This window comes from Cobetia sp. PS-4MA (assembly GCF_057670765.1).
This window is the reverse complement of record NZ_CM173107.1, coordinates 2,081,954-2,101,642: the sequence shown is the minus strand read 5'-3', so window position 1 is coordinate 2,101,642 and position 19,689 is coordinate 2,081,954. Positions and strand designations below refer to the sequence as shown.

Here is a 19,689-nt window from a genome sequence, read left to right as displayed (position 1 = left end):
AGTTCACGCCAGCAATGGGTTGGCAAACAGCAGCAACAACGCGATCACCAGGCAGTAGATAGCAGTGGTCTCTATCATCGCCAGGCCAACGAACAGCGTACGCGAGATCGTATTGGCGGCCTCCGGCTGGCGAGCGATGGCGTCCATGGCGGCGGCCACGGCACGGCCCTCCGCGAGCGCTGGCCCTATGGCGCCGAACGCCACGGCAAATGCTGCGGAGATGACACTGGCAAAGGCGATCCAATCCATCATGAGTTCTCCTGCTGGGAAGTCGATGTGCGAGAGGTGGGCTGCTGGGACCCAAGTGGTTGAGGCGTGACTGGTTGAGGCGTGAGTGGTGGGACGACAGTCTGATGCGCACTGTCCTTGTCCTTTTCCCTGTCTCCGTCTCCGTCCCTGGCACTGGTCCTGGAATCGGAATCGGGCTCGGAATTGAAAGACGCGCGGCCTTCCTCGACCGTCGAGGCAATGAAGACCAGCGCCAGGATGGCGAAGATGTAGGCCTGTACCAGACCGGTCAGAAGATCCAGCGCCATCAGGGGAATCGGTACCAGCAGTCCTGCCAGTGATGCGACGATGCCGATGACGAAAACGCCACTCATCACATTGCCGAACAGGCGGACGAACATGGAGAAGGTACGGGTGAGACTCTCCAGAATGTTCAAGGGAATCATCACCACATTGGGCGCCGCGAACGACTTGAGATAGCCCTTGACGCCTGCGCCCCGAATGCCGAACCAGATGATGGACACGAAGACGAGCAGGGCCAGCGCGGCATCCGTTTCCATCTGGGCAGTCGGAGGTTCGACCCCGGGGAGAAGCGATGACAGGTTGGCGACCAGAATGAACAGGAACAGCGTGCCGATGAAACTGCGATACGGTGTTGGCTCAACGCCACTGGTCTCACGGATCTGCACATCGAGAGTCGATACCAGCAGCTCCAGTGCTACCTGGCGTCTATCGGGTATCAGGGTCAGGCGGCGTGTCATGCCCCAGGCGCCTGCGACCAGTACGGCCATGATGACCCAGGTCGTGATGATGGCGGCCGTGATGGGCACGGGGCCCAGATGAAAGAGTGCCTCTGACGTCAGCGGAGAGTTCACCTGTCGTCCTCCCTTGCAGGCGTGCCTGACGAGCAGGCGGCGTGCTGAGACAGGGCTTGCGTCACGCCGTCAGTTGCCGAGTGGCTGGGGGGCGAGGATGGGCGATGCACCATCAGCCCCTTGGTGATGAGTATTCCTGCCAGCGTTGCGAGTAGTGCAAGCGCCCCTGCCTGCACGGCGACATGGAGACCGACCACCATCAGCCCAAGTCGGGCCAGTGTCAGGGCCACTGCCCATAGGGGATGACCACGAGTCACGACAAGTTCAGTGGTCATTCGCAGCATACGGAAGTAGCCATATCCCAATGCCATGCCTGCCAGCAGACACACTGGCAGCAGTACTGACATGGACTGACCCTGCATGAAGTCGAGTGCCATCATCGCGCGTTCATCCATTTCCAGGCACTCCAGCCCCCCAGGCAGACGCCGGCCATCATCAGGGGGGCGCTCCAGAACAGCGCCGTACCCGCGCGCTCATCCAGCCAGCGACCGGTATAGAGCCCTGCCAGGGTGGGCGTGATGACAATCCAGCCCAGTACGCCTATCTGCGCCAAGCGGCGTCCCACGGAAAGATCCCCCTCACGTTGCCACTGGGCATGGCGAGTGCGACGCTGGCGCACGGCCTTGACCAGTGGGTCCCGTTCGCTCGCCGCACCCTGCGCCTGCGTTGCGGCGCCGTGGCGCTGGGTGTCCTGGGAGGGGCGTTCTCGTGAGCCGTGATCAACGCTCTGATGGGGACTCTGTCCAGCACTCTGATGACTGTCGGAAGGCTTCTTGTCGTGTTGCATTCGCGCAAGTCCCCGGTGGGTGGGAGGGCGGCATGAGCGTCGTGACGCGGCATGGGGCGCAGCAGATTGCGCGCGGGTCGTCATCGAAATTCTCCCGAGTCTGCCGATGACGTGCGTCGGCGAATGATGTGACGCAGCGCATTGAGTTGGAGACGCATGCTCTCGACGTGCTCCGTTCGCTGCGTATCGGCATCGGCGCGGAAACGGGCCAGTACCTCGCTGTCCAGCGTGTCCAGGTCATCACCCAATACGGCTTCTCGGGTGGCGATGTGGATCTCGCCGCGACTGACATTCAGCACGCCGCCTCGGATGGCACAGAAGTGCTGGGACTCGCCTTCACGCCAGCTGAGCGCCGAGATTTCCAGCGCTGTCAGGAATTCGCTGTGACCCGTGAGGATGCCGAAGCTGCCACTGGCGTCCTCGGCGCGCAGGCTGTCGATCTGTCTGTCAGCGATGAGGGTCAGTGGCGTCACGATGATGAGTCTCATGACGACGCTCTCCCGGTGACCTTGGTAGCTGCCGTGTCAGTCGCCTGGCTCGTCGCTCTGGCCTGCAAGGTCTCGCGCTTGTGGCGTGCCTCCTCCAGCGTGCCGACCATGTACAGCGCGCTTTCCGGCCAATCATCTGTCTCGCCGGCGAGAATGGCTCGACAGCCTGCCAGAGTCTCGGTGAGCGCCACACTGGCGCCGGGTGTGCCGGTGAATGCCTCCGTGACCATGAAGGGCTGGGTGAGGAAGCGTTGCAGTCGCCTGGCACGCGTGACGATCTGACGATCGGCGGCACCCAGCTCCTCGACCCCGAGCAAGGAGATGATGTCGGCCAGCTCTCGAAAGCGGGCCAGCGTTCGGCGCACGGTATCGGCCGTCTCGTAGTGGATGTCGCCGACGACCAGTGGGTCCAGCAGCATCGATGAGGAGTCCAGCGGATCGATGGCGGGATAGAAGCCCTCTGCCGCCATGGCGCGCGAGAGCATGATGACGCAGTCCATGTGGCTGGAAATGGTGGTGACGGCTGGGTCGGTAAAGTCATCCGCCGGCACGTAGACGGCTTGAATGGCCGTGACTGCCGACCCGGCAACAGAAGCGATACGCTCCTGCAGGGCAGCGACTTCACTGGCCAGTGTCGGCTGATAGCCCACGCGTGACGGCAGCCTGCCCAGCAGGCTCGAGACCTCCGCGCCGGCCTGTACGAAACGGAAGACGTTGTCCATCAGCAGCAGCACGTTGCGATGCTGTTGATCACGGAAATACTCGGAGATGGCCAGTGCTGTCATGGGCACACGCCAGCGAGCGCCTGGTGGCTCGTTCATCTGGCCATAGACCAGCACGCTGCGCGCCAGTACGCTGGACCCTGCCATTTCGGTCAGCAACTCATGACCCTCGCGTGAGCGCTCTCCAATGCCCGCGAAGACGGAGATTCCTGCATATTTCTCGACCATGGCGCGTATCAGTTCCATGACCAATACGGTCTTGCCCACCCCTGCGCCGCCAAACATGGCCGCCTTGCCGCCCTGTGCCATGGGCATCAGCAGGTCGATGACCTTGATGCCGGTCTCGAACATTTCGCTGGACCCTATCTGCGATTCGAGCGGTGGGGCCGTGGCATGAATGGAGCAGCGTGGTGTGTCACCGGGCAGGGGCGGGCCGTCATCACGTGGCTCACCCACCACATCCAGCAATCGCCCGAGCACGGCTTCGCCGACCGGTACGCGTATGGGGCGACCTGATGCCTGCACTGCGACGCCCCGTGCGAGCCCCGCCGTGGATTGGAACGCTACGGCACGCAAGGTGGTCACGCTAAGGTGACTGTGCACCTCGAGTATCAGTGTCGTCGGCTTGCTCCACTTCACGATGAGCGCCGAATTGATGGGTGGCAGTTCCACGGCTTCAAAGGTGACATCCACCACCGCGCCACGCACGGCGCTGACTCGCCCGATGACCTCACCAGATCGGGCAGATTCAGACCTGTCCGGGCATGGCTGAGCTGACATGGTGGTATCTGTCGTCGACAGTGGTGATGAAGGTGAGGGTGAAGAGGAAGAGGAGAGAGAGGGCGCCAGGAGGTGTGGAGCCTCAGAATAAGCGGGCGATGAAGCATCAGATGAAGAGGCCGACAGCGCTGAGGCACCTGAGGGTGATCCATTGTCCTGCATGGCGCTATCGACGCTGTGCGTGCCATGCGTCAATTGGCTGGAAGAAGGTGCCTTCATGTCGACTTTCTCTCCTGAAAGGATGCTGATCACAGAGTCCAGTCTTCACGTCTCTTTTGCCATCATGGCGTGTTGATCATGTTGCGTTTTTTCATGTCTCGAGCCGTGTCGATGATGAATTTTCTGCCTGTCTACCCGGGGAAATACCGCAGTGCACAATAATTCGCATTTCGATGTCATTTCCTGACCTGTCTGAACAGACGCCATATCGTGTGTGGAGTGCCGCTGTGGCCTTCGTTTGGACAGTCACGACGTCGACACGGCCTTGACATGGCAATGACATTTCAGGGTTTGCTGACATTTCAGGGTTTGCTGACATCTCGAGGGAGAAGTGGAGGCTGCCGGGAAAATCCTTTCGACGCTGTGGTCAAAGGGTGTGGTCACTGACGTTGCACGGTGCTGGGCGCATTGCCAGTAACGGCTCGAATGGGTCGGTCAGCCATGGGAGGGAAGATCACGCCTCACAGGTATAGGCAAGTTGCATCCCTTCGGCATGCAGAGTGTAGTCAAGATTCATCGGGCATTATGCGCACTGCCTTCTACCTTGATGTACATCAAGATTTGTTGGTTATTTCCAGGGGGGAAAGCGGCTTTCAGTGTGGCATTTTGTCCTGCGACAACATGCTATGCGACATCGTCGCCGTCTCTTTCTATGATATTGATCATAGTCAAGAGATGGAAAGAGTCGTGAGTTTTTGCTAATGGTGTGAAGCCGTGACCCATCACGGTTCGCCCGTGAACCTGTCGCCGGGCAAGTTCCCGCCAGAAGGAACATGCCCAGCCATCCTGATGATCGTTATCGTGAGGAGTTGCCCATGGAACTGGATCCCGTGATCCTGTCGCGAATACAGTTCGGATTTGTCGTGTCATTCCACGCCGTCTTTCCGGTGTTCACCATCGGATTGGCTTCCTATGTCGCCTTGTTGCACGGTCTTTATTACAAGACCGGCAATGCCGCCTGGGACCGACTTGCCGCCTTCTGGGTGAAGGTGTTTGCCGTCGTGTTCGCCATGGGGGTGGTCTCGGGCATCGTGATGGCCTTCCAGTTCGGTACCAACTGGAGCAACTTCAGTTATGCCAGCTCCAACTTCATCGGGCCGATGCTCAGCTATGAGGTGGTGACGGCGTTCTTCCTTGAGGCAGGCTTCCTCGGCGTGCTGCTGTTCGGGCGTGGCAAGGTGCCGGAAGGGGTCCATCTGTTCGCGGCCCTGATGGTGGCGCTGGGCACCTTCATCTCCGCCTTCTGGATTCTCTCCACCAACAGCTGGATGCAGACACCGGCGGGAGTGGAGATGGTGGACGGCCACTTCTTCGTCAAGGATTGGGCCGCTGCCATCTTCAATGCCTCCCTGCCGTATCGCTTCGCCCACATGGCGATCGCCTCCTTCCTGACCGGTGGCTTCGTGGTGGCGGGGGTGAGTGCCTGGTATCTGCTGATCGGGCGCGATGTCGACGCCAACAAGCGTGCGCTGTCCATGTGCATGTGGCTGCTGCTGGTGCTGGCACCGGCGCAGGCGGTGGTGGGTGACATGCACGGCATCAACACGCTGGAGCATCAGCCGACCAAGGTCGCCGCGATGGAAGGCAACTGGGAGACCCAGTCGGGCGCGCCGCTCCTGCTGTTCGCCTGGCCGGACAAGGAGGCGCAGATGAACCACTTCGAGATCGCGATCCCGAAGCTGGCCAGTCTGATCCTGACCCACGACCCCGATGGCGTGGTGCCGGGGCTCAAGGAGGTCGCACCTGACAAGCAGCCGCCGGTGTGGTTCGTGTTCTGGTCGTTCCGCGTGATGGTGGCGATGGGGCTCTTGATGATCGCCGTGGCCTTCATCGGTGTCTTCCTGCGCCGCGATGGCAAGCTCTATCGCTCGCGTCCCTTCCTGCAGACGTTGCGTCTGATGTCCATCGCGCCGTTCTTTGCCGTGCTGGCGGGGTGGTTCGTGACCGAGGCCGGGCGCTCGCCGTGGCTGGTCTACGAGATGATGACCCAGCAGGAGGCCGTCACGCCGTCACTCACCGGCTGGATGGTGCTTACCACGCTGATCGGCTATTTCCTGGTCTATCTGGTGGTCTTCGTGACCGGCAGTTACTACCTGACCCGCGTCATCCGCGGTGGCATGCAACCGGAACTGCCCCATGACGATGTTGAGACCGCGATGCGCCCGCTGTCCGCCGCGCACGAGAGTCTGGACGATGATGCCAGCCGCACGGTAAGGAGTTGAGCTGATGGAAATGATCAATCTGACAATGATCTGGGCGCTGATCATCGGCTTCGGCGTCATGATGTACATCCTGATGGATGGCTTCGATCTGGGGGTGGGCATCCTGTACCCCTTCGCACCCGATGAGCACGCCCGTGACGTGATGATGAACTCGGTCGCGCCCATCTGGGACGGCAACGAGACCTGGCTGGTGCTGGGCGGGGCCGGGCTGCTGGCCGCCTTCCCGGCGGTCTACACCATCCTGCTGCCGGCGCTGTATCTGGGGGTCTTCCTGATGCTGGCGGGGCTGATCTTCCGGGGGATCGCCTTCGAGTTCCGCTTCAAGTCCTCGCGCAATCGTCACTGGTGGAACATCGCCTTCAGTGGCGGCTCCTTCCTGGCGACCTTCTGTCAGGGCGTGGTGGTCGGCGCCTACATCCAGGGCTTCGCCACCGAAGGGCATGTCTACGTGGGCGGCGCCTTCGACTGGCTGTCACCGTTCACCGTGATCACCGGGCTGGCGCTGGTGGCGGGGTATGCGCTGCTGGGCGCCACCTGGACCATCATGAAGAGCGAGGGCGAGGTACAGGAATGGGCCTATCGCATCACGCCCAAGCTGCTGGTCGCCGTACTGGTGGGCTTCGCGGTCATCAGCCTCTACACCCCGTTCGTGGATGAGTATGTGCGGGAACGCTGGTTCGACCATCTGGGCGTGTTCTGGGTCTTCCCGGTGCTGGCGCTGTGCTGTGCGGCGCTGATCTGGCGGGCGGTCAACAAGCGTCAGGAAGGGCAGCCCTTCGTCGCGACGCTGGGACTGTTCCTGTTCACCTATCTGGGACTGATCTTCAGCAAGTGGCCGTATCTGGTGCCGCCGGACATCACCCTGTGGGACGCGGCCTCCGCGCCGGAGTCGCAGCTGTTCCTGCTGCTGGGCGTGCTGTTCGTCATTCCGATGGTGCTGGGCTATACCGCCTGGAGCTACTGGGTGTTCCGCGGCAAGGTACAGGGGGTCGGCTATCACTGAGTCACTCAAGGACCCGGTCGGCAAGGCTGACCGGGTCACGCCTGACCGGGTCACCCGGGAACGACGCCAGGCAGGCAGATGGCTCCGACAGCAGGCGACGCGAGAGCGTCGCCTGCTCGGGTTTTCGGCCTTGTCCGGGGTCGTGGCGGGTATCCTGACGGTCGCCCAGCTGGTACTGACGGCCTGGGTGATCACCGAAGCCATCGAGCATCCCGAGTCATTGGGGGCGCTGTGGTGGCCCTTCATCGGCCTGCTAGGGTTGCTGGGCGCGCGGGTGCTGGCGAGTGGTGGTCAGGAGCTGCTGGCCCAGCGTGCCAGCCAGCGACTGCGGCAGGCCATTCGTGGCGAGGTACTGACGGCACTCGAGACGCTGGGGCCGGTGCGCGCCGCCCAGTATCACAGCGCCGATCTCGCCCAGCGCTGGGTGGAGCAGGTGGAAGCCCTGGAAGGCTACTTCGCGCGCTTTCATGTGCAGATGCGTCTGGTGGTGATCACGCCGCTGCTGATTCTGGCCATCGTGGTCAGTCTGGACTGGCTGGCGGCCATCCTGCTGGCGCTGACCGCGCCACTGATACCGCTGTTCATGGCGCTGGTCGGCATGGGGGCCGAGTCGCTCAATCGTGACCAGTTCCAGGCGGTCGCGCGGCTGTCGCGCCACTTCGTGGATCGCGTGCGTGCCATCACCACCTTGCGCCTGTTCGGACTGGGGGAGCTGGCGACCCGCGAGGTGACGCTGGTGGCTGATGACTACCGCAAGCGCAGCCTGCGCACCTTGCGGCTCGCCTTCCTGTCATCCGCGGTGCTGGAGTTCTTTGCCTCGGTGTCCATCGCCGTGGTCGCCATCTACATCGGCTTCGGCCTGCTTGGTGACATTCCCATCGGGCCGGCCGATGAGCTGACCCTCTTCAGTGCGCTGGTGATCCTGCTGCTGGCCCCCGAGTTCTTCCAGCCGCTGAGAACCCTGTCGCAGTTCTACCATGATCGCGCCTCGGCGCTGGCCGCCTCCGAGACTCTGATGGAGATTCTCGAGGCTGCCGACATGGCGTCGCCTCGCCACGCCGATACCCGCCCAGACGCGACGGGCGAGCTGATGTGTCTGACGGATGTCTGTCTGAGCCACCCCGAGCGCGGGCAGGTACTGGGCCCGCTGGATCTCGCGCTGAGGCAGGGCGAGGTGCTGGTCGTCAGCGGGGCCTCCGGTGCGGGCAAGTCGACGCTGCTGCAGGTGATGGCCGGATTCGTCGCCCCGGACAGCGGCCAGCGTCAGATAGCCCCCGCCACGCGTCTGGCCTGGATGGATCAACGTCCGCTGCTGATGCAGGGCAGTCTCGCCGACAATCTGCGTATCACCGCGCCGCAGGCCAGTGACGCCGAGATCATCACCGCGCTTGAGCGCGCAGGGCTCAAGGCCGAGCTTGCCGCCTTGCCGCAAGGCATCGCGACACCGCTCGGCGAAGGCGGGCGCGGGCTGTCCGGTGGGCAGGCACAGCGGCTGGCGCTGGCGCGGGTGTTTCTGAGCGATGCCTCGCTGGTGCTGCTCGATGAGCCCACCGCCAGTCTGGATGCCGAGACGGAACGTTATCTGATCGCGGGCTTCGAGTGGCTGAGCGCTCAAGGGCGGACCCTGGTGATCGCGACCCACCATCCGGCGCTGATCGCCATGGCGACGCGTCATCTGGTGCTCGAGGAGGGGCGAATCCTGCCAATGACAGCCACGGCGACGAGCCAACAGGAGGACGAGCGTGACGCATCCCGAGACTGACGGCGTGACCCTGCGCGAGGCGCTCACGCGTCTGGCCCCCTGGTGGCGCCTGCATGATCAATACCGTCGCCGTCTGATATTCGGCGTGGTGCTGATGATGCTGACGGCCTGTTCGGCGCTCGGCCTGCTGGCGGTCTCCGGCTGGTTCATCACCGCCTCCGCCCTGACGGGGGCTGCGCTGGCCGCCGGTGCGGGCATGACGCTGGATGTCTACACCCCCGGCAGCGGCATTCGACTGTTCGCCGTCTCGCGCACCGTGTCGCGCTATCTGGAGCGGCTTTACAACCACGACACCATCCTGCGTCTGCTGGCCAGCCTGCGCGGCACGGCCTTCGCCGCACTGGTGACGATGGACCCCGCGCGGGTGGCGGCGCGGCGCTCCAGTGATTGGCTCAATCGCCTCACCGCGGATATCGACACCCTGGATGCGCTCTACCTGCGTCTGGCGGCTCCGCCACTGATGGCGCTGGGCCTGATCGCGGTGCTGGTAGCGCTGGTAGCTGTCTGGCTGCCGGTAACGGCGGCGTGGCTGGCGGGGTTCCTGGTGCTGGGCTGGGCCTGGCTGACGCTGGGGCAGGCGCGCTGGGGGCTGGTGGCCAGTCGGCGGCGCGTCACGACATTGGAGTCGTTGCGCTCGGCGCTGATGGAGACGTTGCGTGGTCAGGCGGAGCTTGAGGCCTATGCGGCGCTGGGCAGTGCCCGTCAGCGCCTGGATGAGATCGAGACCCGCCTGTTGAGAGATCAGTGGCGACTGGCGGTGATCACGGCCATCGGCAATGGGCTGGCCAGTCTGGTGATCGGCCTGTCGTGGTTGCTGTTGCTGGCGGCCGCCATGCAGGGAATGACGGATGAGCGACTGACGCCGGCGGTGATGGTCATGCTGCCGCTGGCGGCCATGGCCTTGAGTGAGGGCCTGGCGGGATTGCCGGCGGCCTTCACTCAGGCCGGTGCTACCCTGGGCGCTGCCGAGCGTCTCAATGAGCTGTCCTCCGCCACGCGGCCGCTGGAAGGTCGGCAGACCCTGGCCAGCGGTGCCGTGCAGGTGCAGATCCAGCAGGTGTCGTGGCGCTATCCCGGTGCCTGGTTCGAGGCGCTTGACGAGATGACCCTCGAGATCACCCCCGGCACCCAGATGGCCATCTGCGGTGCTTCCGGCTCCGGCAAGTCCACGCTGGCGGCCTTGCTGACTGGCCAGACCCGGCTGCAGAGCGGCAGCATCACGCTCAACGGACAGCCCATCGACGCCTGCTCGCCCGAGTCACTGGCCCATGCCGTGGGATGCCTGACCCAACAGGTGGAATTGCTGGATGCCAGCCTTGCCGACAACCTGCGGCTGGGTGCGCGTCAGGCCAGTGATGAGGATGTCTGGCAGGCACTTGAGGCGGTGGATCTCGCCGAATGGGTGGCGCAACTGCCTCAGGGCCTCGCCACCCGAGTGGGTGAGGGCGGTCGGCAGGTCTCGGGCGGGCAGGCGCGGCGCCTGGGACTGGCGCGCCTGGTACTGACGGATCCGGGGCTGCTGATTCTGGATGAACCCTTCTCCGGGCTGGATGCGCGCACGGCACAGCGCATGGCACAGCGTCTGGAGGGCTGGTTCAAGGCGCGTACGGTGATCTATCTGCTGCATGAGCATGACCTGGCATCGCCGCGTCCCGGTACGCAGAGCATCACTCGGGTTCACTCACTCCCGGTTACGAGTAGCGCTCTGGCGCAAAAGGAGCTCTGATCCCGGAATCCTCTCCGTGGCCATCGACCTGGCTTGCAGAATGGCATGCACGGCTAACCCTCAGGCCGTGCATTTCCTCGTAACGATCCTTTTCTTCCTGTCTTAAGCCTTCGCTAAGCTGGCGACCCTAGTCTGGGGGCATCTTCCTCGATGAGGCGCCCCCATGGAATCCTCAAGCTCTCAGCTTGCGACAGCGACAGTTGCGGTCAGCAATGATGTTTCGCCTGTTATCCGTTCCAGTACTTCTTCTCTTGTACCAACAGGGACTCCGTCTCCTGAGACGCCAGCGCCATCCGATGTCACGGTGCGCAACGAGTTGTATTGGTGCGATATAGCTGGCCGGCCTCAGGCAGAGGCCTTCGTGAAAGCTTGTTTCCAGCGTCACCACAGTGCGCGCATTCACGTCCACTATTCTCGTCTGCTGGTGATGCAGGGTGAGCCAGAGGATGGCCATTCGCTTGATATCGGAGATGTCGACATTCATGCAGTGACTGGGCTGATGCGCGCCGATGAAGGTCCCTTGAGGGTGGAAGCCTATCTTGGAGTTCGCATCGAGACGCTGCTGGCCGACACTGAGCAACGTCAGATCGAACGGCATCAGATCATGGAGATCGGTGCACTATGCAGCGCCACTGCGGGTGCAGGACGGATGTTGATGTTGGCTCTGGTTGAGGTGCTGGCGAGTCTCGAGGTCGAGTGGCTGGTGGTGACGGCTTCGCGCGAGGTGAGAAATGGTCTGTCACGTCTGGGTATCGCCATGCGTGATATGGGCAAGGCTGACCCCACATGCCTTGACAGCCAGGATGATTGGGGAAGCTATTATGCACATGATCCTCGCGTCGTCGTGATTCGTCCCTTGGACGAGGCTCAGCGTATGGGCAGCTGTCCTCTGGGACGCCGATTGCTGGCTGGAGCACCACGCTTTCTGCAGACAAGCCTTTCACCATTCCCGGCATTTCCTACCACTAACGGAGGATGCTGAGATGAACTCACGACTGCTGGAGACGCTAGAGCTCCTGTCCGAGGTCGACCCTGCGCGAGTCTTGCTGATAGGGCGCGATGCCATCCATGAGGATCAAGATTACACGGCAAAGCAGCTATGGGAGGCGATCGAGGTACTTGCAGGCGCCTTCAATGCCGCTGGTATTCGCCATCTGGGGTTGGCGGGGGACAACAGTCCGCAGTGGCTTGTCATCCAACTTGCCGCCTGGCGGGCGGGTATTGTCGTTACTCCTGTTGCGAATTTCTTCAGTGCCGAGCAGTGCCGACATCTGTTGGCCACTACGGCACTTGATGCCATCGCGAGCGCTGAACCGGGGGCGTTGACTCGTCTGGCCAGTCTAGAGGCTTCCACTGAGAGTCTGGCCGATGAGTCATGGCATGCGCAGCTGGATCATGAGATTGGCGAGGGCGAATGGAGGTCCCGCTGTCTGTCGTTGGAAAAGGGAGAGGCGGTCTATCTGATACAGCGCTCATCCATCCCTGCTGCCGTCCCAGCCGGCACTGCGTTGATCACGTTCACTTCTGGTACGACAGGGGTGCCCAAGGGAGTCTGTCTGTCGCTTGAGCATCTTGAAAAGGTTCTTGGGGGGCTATCGGCACGATTGGAGCCCGTGACGCTCAAGCGGCATGGCGTTCTCCTGCCGCTGGCAGTGCTGCTGGAAAACCTCGCTGGTGGTCTGCTGGCACTGTGGCAAGGCCGCTGCGCCATCGTGGATACCGCTGGTTGCACTGGATTGATTGGCAGCGGAGGGCTCAATGCCCTGACGCTTGAATCCTGGCTTGATGAACGTCGGCCCCAGAGCCTGATTCTGGTCCCTAATCTGCTGCAGGCATTGGTTGCATTGTGTGAGAGCTCACCGATTGAGTCACCTTGGCGCAACTCACTGAGGCTGGTCGCGGTAGGTGGGGCCAAGGTCCCCGCTTTGCTGCTAGCGCGTGCCATGAGGCTTGGCCTGCCGGTCGCCCAGGGATATGGCTTGTCGGAATTGGGGTCCGTGGTGTGTCTGTCGTTGCCTGGGGAGGAAAAAGGCGAAATTGACAGTGTCGGCCAGCCGCTTGAGGGCCTGAATCTCTCACTCGATGATACGGGACAGCTGATGATCCACGGCCGTCGCATGCTGGGCTATCTGGGGGAACTGAATCCCTTGTCAGCCGATCAGCCATGGCCTAGTGGTGACCTCGCTCGTTGTCTCGAAACCGGGGGCTGGTGTCTGGAAGGGCGACAAAGAGACGTGCTGATCCTTTCCTCGGGCCGAAATGTCTCGCCAGGATGGATCGAGGCAGAGCTGGCACTCATTCCCGGTATCCGACAGGCCTTCGTGGAGGGTGATGGTCTATGCGGATTGATTGCCTTGCTGGCACCGGTGCTCAACGGAGACTCCACGTGTACGGAGGGTGCCATTGCTCGAGCGATTACCCTGCTCAATTCTCGTTTGCCTGATTACGCCCGACTTGTTGCCTGGCAGGTACTGGAAGCGTCACCGGATACCTCGCAGCCATTATCGTTTGCCAGTGGTGAAATGACGGATAACGGGCGCCTCAGGCGCGCGCGTATTCGTGAGCGGCGTGGTGATGATCTCAAGCGATTGGCTCAACGCATCTCGATGCCATCGACCGTGTATCCCTGCCCCTCTTCTTCCCAAGAGTCTGACGTGTTGTCACGTCATCACAGTGCTTCCTGAGGAAATGATCATGTCCTTGAATGACAACGTCTCATCATACCAATCTGTCAATCGGCAGGCGGATACTGGCGAAGTCGCTACTCAGACTCCTGCTGCCTCTGGAGCTGGCATCCCCTCCGACAATGGCCGGCCTGATGGGTTCTACCGTCAGTTGGTCGCTGCCACGGCCACGGAACGCGAGAAGTTGCTGTCCGGTCCTCTGGTGGCCCGTGCACTGAATGGCCAGATCACCCTGGCGGAATATCGCGCCTTCCTGGCCCAGGCCTATCACCATGTGCGCCATACCGTATCGCTCATGATGGCCTGTGGGGCGCAGTTGTCAGAACCCGCTCATGTCTCGCGAGACGCGCTGCGTATGGCCGTCGCGGAATACATCGATGAAGAGAAGGGGCACGAGCATTGGGTACTGGATGATCTCGCTGCGACGGGAGTTCCTCGTGAGAGGGCGGTGCAACGAGCGCCACTGTTGGCAACCGAGCTGATGGTGGCTTATGCCTACGACAGCATACGTCGGCGTCATCCACTCAGCATGTTCGGGATGGTGCTGGTGCTGGAGGGGACCAGTACTGCTGTGGCCAGCGGGGCCGGACGAGCCGTGCGTGACAGTCTGGGGCTCGGAGATGATGCCTTCCACTATCTTTTTTCTCATGGCGAGCTTGATATCTCTCACATGGAGTTCTTCGCCAACCTCATGGACAGTATCACCGATGAAGGAGAGCAGCAGGCAATTATCCATGCCGCCAAGGCCTTCTATCATCTCTATTCCAGTGTCCATCAGGCTGCGCTCGAGGATGCATTCCACTGGAGTGATGCGGCGCTTGCAGCCGATTGCGCCATGGAGAAGGAGGCGTTGGCATGAGCCACTCGCTTCACGCATCCAGAGTATTGATCACAGGGGCCAGTGGCGGGATAGGACGGGCACTGGCCCATGAGCTGGCGAGGCTCGGCTGTGAACTATGGTTGGTAGGGCGTCGTCGTGACACGTTGGAGGCATTGCGTGATGAGTTGCCCAAGGGCGTGGTAACCAGCTTGCTGGCACTTGATCTGACCCACGTCAGTGCCCGTGAGGCATTGAGTGATGCACTATTGACCTGTCCTCAGTCTCAGCGCCCTTTTCTGGTGGTACATCTGGCGGGTGTGAATGAGGTTGGCTGGTTTGCCCAACAGTCGAGCGAGAAGGTGGAACGATTGCTCGACATCAACTTGACCAGCACGATCTTGCTGACCCAGCAGCTCTTGCCGATCCTGGCGTTGGCAGAAAAAGCACAGTTGATGCTGGTGGGGTCGATGCTTGGTCATATCGGCCACCCTGGAAATGTTGCCTATTGTGCCTCGAAGGCAGGACTCAGGGGGTTCAGTGAGGCATTGGCGCGAGAGCTCGCGGGCAGTTCCGTGAAGATACAGTACATTGCACCTCGGGCAACTCGTACTCCCATCAATCCACAACATGTTGAGCAGATGAACGCGGCATTGGGCAATGCCATTGATGAGCCAGAAAGCGTTGCGAGACTTGTGGTGAAGCAGTTGGCTAGTGGGCAAGTGCGCCAAACGATAGGGTGGGCAGAGCGATGCTTCGGTGTGCTCAATAGTTTGTGGCCGGGACTATTGGACCGTGGATTGGCAGGCAAGCGTCAGGTCATGGAACGCCATCTCGGTCCGCTCACGCATACGAATGAAAAAATAGAGGCTACCTCTCATAAAGCGTGAGGATGCGACTAGCACGTCAAATTCGTGCGAGCGGCCGCGGCGTCGAAGTCTGTCTGCCAGTATCCATGGACAGCAACGCAAAAGGCCTCCCGAGGGAGGCCTTTTCATTTCTCTGACGCGGCATCAGGCACAGGCCTGAGGGCCATCAGTCCCAGTCAGGGGCGAAGTCCGGGTTGGCGATGCGCTCACCGCGATCCAGTTCGGCGATCTTCGCCATGTCTTCACCGGTCAGTGACATGGAGAAGGCCTCGAAGTTGCTCTTGATGTTCTTCGCCTTGGTGGAGGACGGGAAGGTGACGATGTCCTGCATCTTGAGCCATGCCAGGGCGATCTGCGCCGGGCTGGCGTCATGACGTTCGGCGATGGCCTTGAGGGTGTCATCGTCCATCACCTTGCCGACTGCCAGCGGCATGAAGGCAGTGACTTCGATGCCCAGCTCGTGGCACTTGTCGATCACCTTGCGGTTTTGCAGGAACGGGTGGACCTCGACCTGGTTGGTGAGCAGCTCATCACGCCCCACGATGCCCACGGCACGTTCCAGCTGTTCGCAGGTGAAGTTGGACACCCCGATGTGGCGCGCCTTGCCCGCTGCCTTCAGCTTGGCCAGTACCGGCAGATAATCTTCCATCGGCACTTCATCATTCGGCGACGGCCAATGGATGAGCAGTAGGTCGACGTAGTCCATTTGGAGGCGCTCAAGACTTTCCTCGACGCTTTTCTCCATGTCACCCGGTACCAAACGGTCATGCCAGATCTTAGTGGTGATGAAGAGCTCTTCGCGCGGCACTTTGCTGTCGGCGATGATCTGTCCGACTTCGGCCTCGTTGCCGTAAAACTGCGCGGTATCAAAGTGACGATAACCGATCTCAAGCGCGGTGTTCAGGCTGTCACGGAGCGTTTCGCCCTCGATACGGTAAGTCCCAAAGCCGGGATTTGGTAGGGTAGTCGACATTCTAGAACTCCTGTTAAGCGCGCCCGGTATTGAGTCGTGAATGATGGGCGCATATCCATTTTTGCCCTTCCTATATGAGGCTTGCATACTGCGACGTCAACCTCACGACTTTACATTAGCTTTTTTACACTAACGCAACAGTCGCGTGGACTTTGCCATGCACCTTACTCGTTGGCGGTAATCACGAATTTCAGCGCTCGGCGCTCACCACGCTTCAGCTCGGCAAGGCAGGCTGGCAGCGCCGTAAATGATTCGATACAGGGCGCCGGCTGGTTCAGGGAGCCATCGGCGATCGCTTCCAGAAGACCTTCCCCTGCTGCGACCAGGCGTGCCCAGTCCTCGTCGTCACCCGCCCAGTGAAGTGCCCCGAGTGCGACTTCGTGCTGCGAAATGGCGCGATCGAAGGCCGGCGCGGCCGCCTGCTCCAGACGGTCCTGGATACAGACGATATGGCCGTTGGCCCCCAGGTGGCGGGTCATCTTGCGGGCGTGATCCCCATTGACGGTATCGATCACGGCGTAGACCGGGGCGTCCAGCTGATCGGCGTCCGTCAGGGTCTCATCGGCGCCCAGCGCCTTGAGGTCCGCGTGGCGCTTCTCGGAGGCGGCGGCGATGACATGGAAGTCGCGCTGTCGGGCCAGCTGGATCAGCCAACGGCCCACGCTGCCGGAGGCACCGGTGATCAGCAGGCGTCGACCGGCCTTGACGGGCAGCTTCTCGATGGCGAGCCATGCGGTCAGCGCCGGGCAGGGGAAGGCGGCGGCGTCATTGAAGCCCAGGGTAACGGGTAGGCGCATCACGGCCCGCGCTGGGACCCGCAGACGCTTGCTGAAGGTACCCGGCCCCGCCAGGGTGGTGTGGACCGCGATGCGGTCTCCCGGGGAGACGTGGGTGACATTCGCGCCGCAGGCGATCACCTCACCCGAGGCATCGACCCCGGGAATCTGACCGGCTTGCCACAGCTCGCTGTCCATCGCCATGAACTTCCAGTCGACGGGATTGAGGCCGATGGCACGCGTGGCGACCAGTACCTCGTCGTCTCCCGGTGCGCCGATGTCCACTTCTGTCTGCTCGAGCGCCTCAGGCTCTCCCGGCCCCTGCCATACCCAGGCGGGCGCTCGGGTGGTGCCGTGACGGATGTCTTGCGGGGTGGTGGTTTCCGTGGAATCTGACATGGGATCTCCTTCAAGCGTGAATGGTGAATCCTTTCCGCCATGGCGGGGACAGGTCAGTGCGACCCGTCAGCCCTCATGAAAAGTGCGGCAGCACCTCACGGCCCAGTTCCTCGAGGGTTTCCGTGAGCGGGCGGCGATTGCGACGCAGGTGGAAGCCGATGTGATTCACCCCGGCATCCTGCATGGCCGACAGTTCTTCCATGAGGGCAAGGCGGCCACTCGACAACCCGAAGCGGTGACGACGCACCGGGGCGTGCGGGTCGTCTTCCAGATTGAGGTGGATGAAACTGACGTAGGGCTTGTCGCCGGCGACCTGACGCCAGAGCGCCACGCGGCAGATGTGATCCTGTGGCGTGCCCGGGTAGGCCAGCCAGCCGTCCATCTCGCGACCGATCCACTCGGGCGTCTGCTGAGAGAGCCCGGCGCTCAACAGCGGCGGACGCGTCGCGGTAGGCAGGATGGCCTGACCGTCGCTCAGGGCGTCGTCCGCCTGGCCCTTGATGACGTCCACCGCGTGGCGGAAGGTGGCACCGCGGGTGGTGAACTCCTCACCGAACAGCGGGTATTCCGCCGGTCGGTCGCCACTGGCGACACCCAGCAGCAGGCGGTCTCCGCTCAGGGCCTGCACGCTGGCGGCGGCCTTTCTCACCAGCCACGGCTGGCGCAGTGGCAGCACCGCGGCGGCGGTGCCCAGTAGCAGGTTGTCGGTGTGACTGGCCAGATAGCCCAGATAGGTGAACAGCTCGAAGACCTGACCGGCGTCGCCGAAGGCGGGGTCGAACAGCGGCACGTCACGCAGCCATGCGGCGCGGAAGCCGAGCCTGTCGACCTTGCCGATTAGCTCGGCATGGGCGCGCATGTCAGGGACGCCGAAGGGTGTGGAGGGGGCTCTGTCAGTCCGCACCCAGTCATTGTCCAGGGGCAGTTCGACGCCGAGGGTCAGGGGGCCCTGGGTGAGGCGATCCAGCGGGCGGGTCGGAGAGATCATGGTGGACTCCTTCAGCAAGCAGGTGTGTAGACAACGGTGCCCCCGAGCCAGCAGGCTGAGCTGTCGGAATCGAGGGCACGTCTTGATGGCGGGAGGCTGCAGGGCGGATCAGGCGGTCGCGATGGAAGACGCGTGACGCTTGTCGAGGCGGCCAGCCAGCAGGGTCAGCAGCAGGGCGGCGGTGACAATCAGCGCGCCGATCCAGGCGGTGTCGGTCAGTGCCATCCCGGAGACCACCTGGCCGCCGACGATGGAGCCCAGCGCGATGCCGATGTTGAAGGCCGCAATGTTGAGGCCGGAAGCCACGTCAACGGCCTGCGGCACGAAGCGTTCGGCCTGCTGCACGACGTAGACCTGCAGTCCCGGCACGTTGCCGAAGGCGAAGGCACCCCAGATCAGGATGGTGATCACGGCCGTGATCGGGTTGGCGGCAGTGAAGGTCAGCACGCCGAGGATGACGATCAGGCCACCGAAGATCAGGGTCAGAGCGCGAATCGGGCCCACGCGGTCAGCCAGCTTGCCGCCCTGGATGTTGCCGATGGCCACCGAGACACCGTAGACCAGCATGATCAGACTGATGGCGCCTTCATTGAAGCCACTGACGTCCTGCAGCAGCGGGGCCAGATAGGTGAAGGCCGTGAAGGTGCCGCCGTATCCGAGAATGGTGATCAGGTAGACCAGCAGCAGGCGCGGGTGGGTCAGCACCTTGAGCTGTTGGGCGAAGGTGGCCGGTACGTTCTTCTTGAGATTGTTGGGCACCAGGATGGCGCTGCCGATCAATGCCAGCACGCCGAGCACCGAGACCACGAGGAAGGTGGCGCGCCAGCCGAAGTGCTGACCGATCCAGGTGCCCAGCGGCACGCCGGTGACCAGTGCCACGGTCAGGCCGGTGAACATGATGGCGATCGCACTGGCTTCCTTGTCCTTGCTCACCAGGCTTGTCGCGATGGTGGAGCCGATGGAGAAGAACACCCCGTGGGCCAGGCCAGTCAGGATGCGCGCCGTGATCAGCGAGCTGTAGCTGGGTGCCTGCCAGGCCAGCAGGTTGCCGGCGATGAACAGCGCCATCAGTCCCAGCAGCACCAGCTTGCGATTGAAGCGGCCGGTCAGGGCGGTCAGCACGGGGGCACCGATGGCGACACCGACGGCATACAGGCTGACCAGCAGGCCAGCGGAAGGCAGAGAGACGCTCAGATCCTGAGCGATGGTGGGCACCAGTCCGACGATCACGAATTCGGTGGTCCCGATGGCAAAGGCGCTCAACGTCAGCGCCAGCAGGGCAAGAGGCATGGCAGTTCTCCATCAGCAACGGGTGGGTCTTGGATACTGTGCAGTCTGCCGTGGTTGAGTTTTGCGATAAACGGAGTGATT

At 62.3% G+C, this 19,689-nt stretch carries 18 protein-coding genes; 8 read left to right on the top strand and 10 right to left on the bottom strand.

Translation table 11 applies throughout. From position 1 onward, the window contains the following. Positions 1-3 precede the first annotated feature (3 nt). The 6 genes from AC26AR_RS08965 to atpD form a co-directional block, all read right to left on the bottom strand. A complete protein-coding gene (locus AC26AR_RS08965; RefSeq protein ID WP_307722829.1) occupies positions 4-252 on the bottom strand; it encodes a F0F1 ATP synthase subunit C in 249 nt (82 codons plus the stop codon). Next, positions 249-1,103, bottom strand: a complete 855-nt coding sequence (locus tag AC26AR_RS08960; RefSeq protein WP_488106782.1) for a F0F1 ATP synthase subunit A — start codon at positions 1,101-1,103, stop codon at positions 249-251. The genes AC26AR_RS08965 and AC26AR_RS08960 overlap by 4 nt, the downstream gene beginning before the upstream one ends. Beyond that, positions 1,100-1,498, bottom strand: coding sequence for an N-ATPase subunit AtpR (locus AC26AR_RS08955; protein ID WP_488106781.1), 399 nt, complete (start codon positions 1,496-1,498; stop codon positions 1,100-1,102). Before AC26AR_RS08955 ends, AC26AR_RS08960 begins: the two co-directional genes overlap by 4 nt. Then, complete coding sequence (locus AC26AR_RS08950; RefSeq protein WP_488106780.1) at positions 1,480-1,890, bottom strand: AtpZ/AtpI family protein; 411 nt, start codon at positions 1,888-1,890, stop codon at positions 1,480-1,482. The genes AC26AR_RS08955 and AC26AR_RS08950 overlap by 19 nt, the downstream gene beginning before the upstream one ends. Positions 1,891-1,970: 80 nt before the next feature. Beyond that, positions 1,971-2,378, bottom strand: coding sequence for a F0F1 ATP synthase subunit epsilon (locus AC26AR_RS08945; RefSeq protein WP_084208503.1), 408 nt, complete (start codon positions 2,376-2,378; stop codon positions 1,971-1,973). Then, positions 2,375-3,880 (bottom strand): F0F1 ATP synthase subunit beta, encoded by a 1,506-nt coding sequence (gene atpD, locus AC26AR_RS08940; RefSeq protein ID WP_488106779.1) that lies wholly within the window; start codon positions 3,878-3,880, stop codon positions 2,375-2,377. Before atpD ends, AC26AR_RS08945 begins: the two co-directional genes overlap by 4 nt. Positions 3,881-4,914: 1,034 nt before the next feature. Between atpD and AC26AR_RS08935 the strand changes: the two genes are divergently transcribed. The 8 genes from AC26AR_RS08935 (at position 4,915) to AC26AR_RS08900 (ending at position 15,203) form a co-directional block, all read left to right on the top strand. Next, positions 4,915-6,321, top strand: coding sequence for a cytochrome ubiquinol oxidase subunit I (locus tag AC26AR_RS08935; RefSeq protein ID WP_141392484.1), 1,407 nt, complete (start codon positions 4,915-4,917; stop codon positions 6,319-6,321). A gap of 4 nt (positions 6,322-6,325) precedes the next feature. Beyond that, the gene (cydB, locus tag AC26AR_RS08930; protein ID WP_488106778.1) at positions 6,326-7,324 is read left to right on the top strand and encodes a cytochrome d ubiquinol oxidase subunit II; all 999 of its coding nucleotides are present in this window, start codon (positions 6,326-6,328) and stop codon (positions 7,322-7,324) included. Next, a complete protein-coding gene (gene cydD / locus AC26AR_RS08925) occupies positions 7,317-9,086 on the top strand; it encodes a thiol reductant ABC exporter subunit CydD (protein WP_488107895.1) in 1,770 nt (589 codons plus the stop codon). Before cydB ends, cydD begins: the two co-directional genes overlap by 8 nt. Continuing rightward, the gene (gene cydC / locus AC26AR_RS08920; protein WP_488106777.1) at positions 9,067-10,812 is read left to right on the top strand and encodes a thiol reductant ABC exporter subunit CydC; all 1,746 of its coding nucleotides are present in this window, start codon (positions 9,067-9,069) and stop codon (positions 10,810-10,812) included. Before cydD ends, cydC begins: the two co-directional genes overlap by 20 nt. A gap of 163 nt (positions 10,813-10,975) precedes the next feature. Further along, positions 10,976-11,794, top strand: coding sequence for a thermostable hemolysin (locus AC26AR_RS08915; RefSeq protein ID WP_488106776.1), 819 nt, complete (start codon positions 10,976-10,978; stop codon positions 11,792-11,794). Position 11,795: 1 nt separating this feature from the next. Beyond that, positions 11,796-13,496 (top strand): AMP-binding protein, encoded by a 1,701-nt coding sequence (locus AC26AR_RS08910; protein WP_488106775.1) that lies wholly within the window; start codon positions 11,796-11,798, stop codon positions 13,494-13,496. Between the two features lie 10 nt (positions 13,497-13,506). Further along, positions 13,507-14,355: an iron-containing redox enzyme family protein gene (locus tag AC26AR_RS08905; RefSeq protein WP_488106774.1), complete on the top strand. Its 849-nt coding sequence runs from the start codon at positions 13,507-13,509 to the stop codon at positions 14,353-14,355. Further along, positions 14,352-15,203 (top strand): SDR family oxidoreductase, encoded by an 852-nt coding sequence (locus AC26AR_RS08900; RefSeq protein WP_488106773.1) that lies wholly within the window; start codon positions 14,352-14,354, stop codon positions 15,201-15,203. The genes AC26AR_RS08905 and AC26AR_RS08900 overlap by 4 nt, the downstream gene beginning before the upstream one ends. A 145-nt stretch (positions 15,204-15,348) precedes the next feature. Here the strand turns inward: AC26AR_RS08900 and dkgB are convergent, their stop codons facing one another. The 4 genes from dkgB to AC26AR_RS08880 form a co-directional block, all read right to left on the bottom strand. Next, positions 15,349-16,155 (bottom strand): 2,5-didehydrogluconate reductase DkgB, encoded by an 807-nt coding sequence (gene dkgB / locus AC26AR_RS08895; RefSeq protein WP_488106772.1) that lies wholly within the window; start codon positions 16,153-16,155, stop codon positions 15,349-15,351. A 164-nt stretch (positions 16,156-16,319) separates the two neighbouring features. After that, positions 16,320-17,330: an alcohol dehydrogenase catalytic domain-containing protein gene (locus AC26AR_RS08890; RefSeq protein ID WP_488106771.1), complete on the bottom strand. Its 1,011-nt coding sequence runs from the start codon at positions 17,328-17,330 to the stop codon at positions 16,320-16,322. A 73-nt stretch (positions 17,331-17,403) separates the two neighbouring features. Beyond that, on the bottom strand, positions 17,404-18,318 hold the full coding sequence (locus tag AC26AR_RS08885; RefSeq protein ID WP_488106770.1) for a TIGR03571 family LLM class oxidoreductase: 915 nt from the start codon (positions 18,316-18,318) through the stop codon (positions 17,404-17,406). A gap of 108 nt (positions 18,319-18,426) precedes the next feature. After that, positions 18,427-19,608, bottom strand: coding sequence for an MFS transporter (locus AC26AR_RS08880; RefSeq protein WP_488106769.1), 1,182 nt, complete (start codon positions 19,606-19,608; stop codon positions 18,427-18,429). Positions 19,609-19,689: the final 81 nt, after the last annotated feature.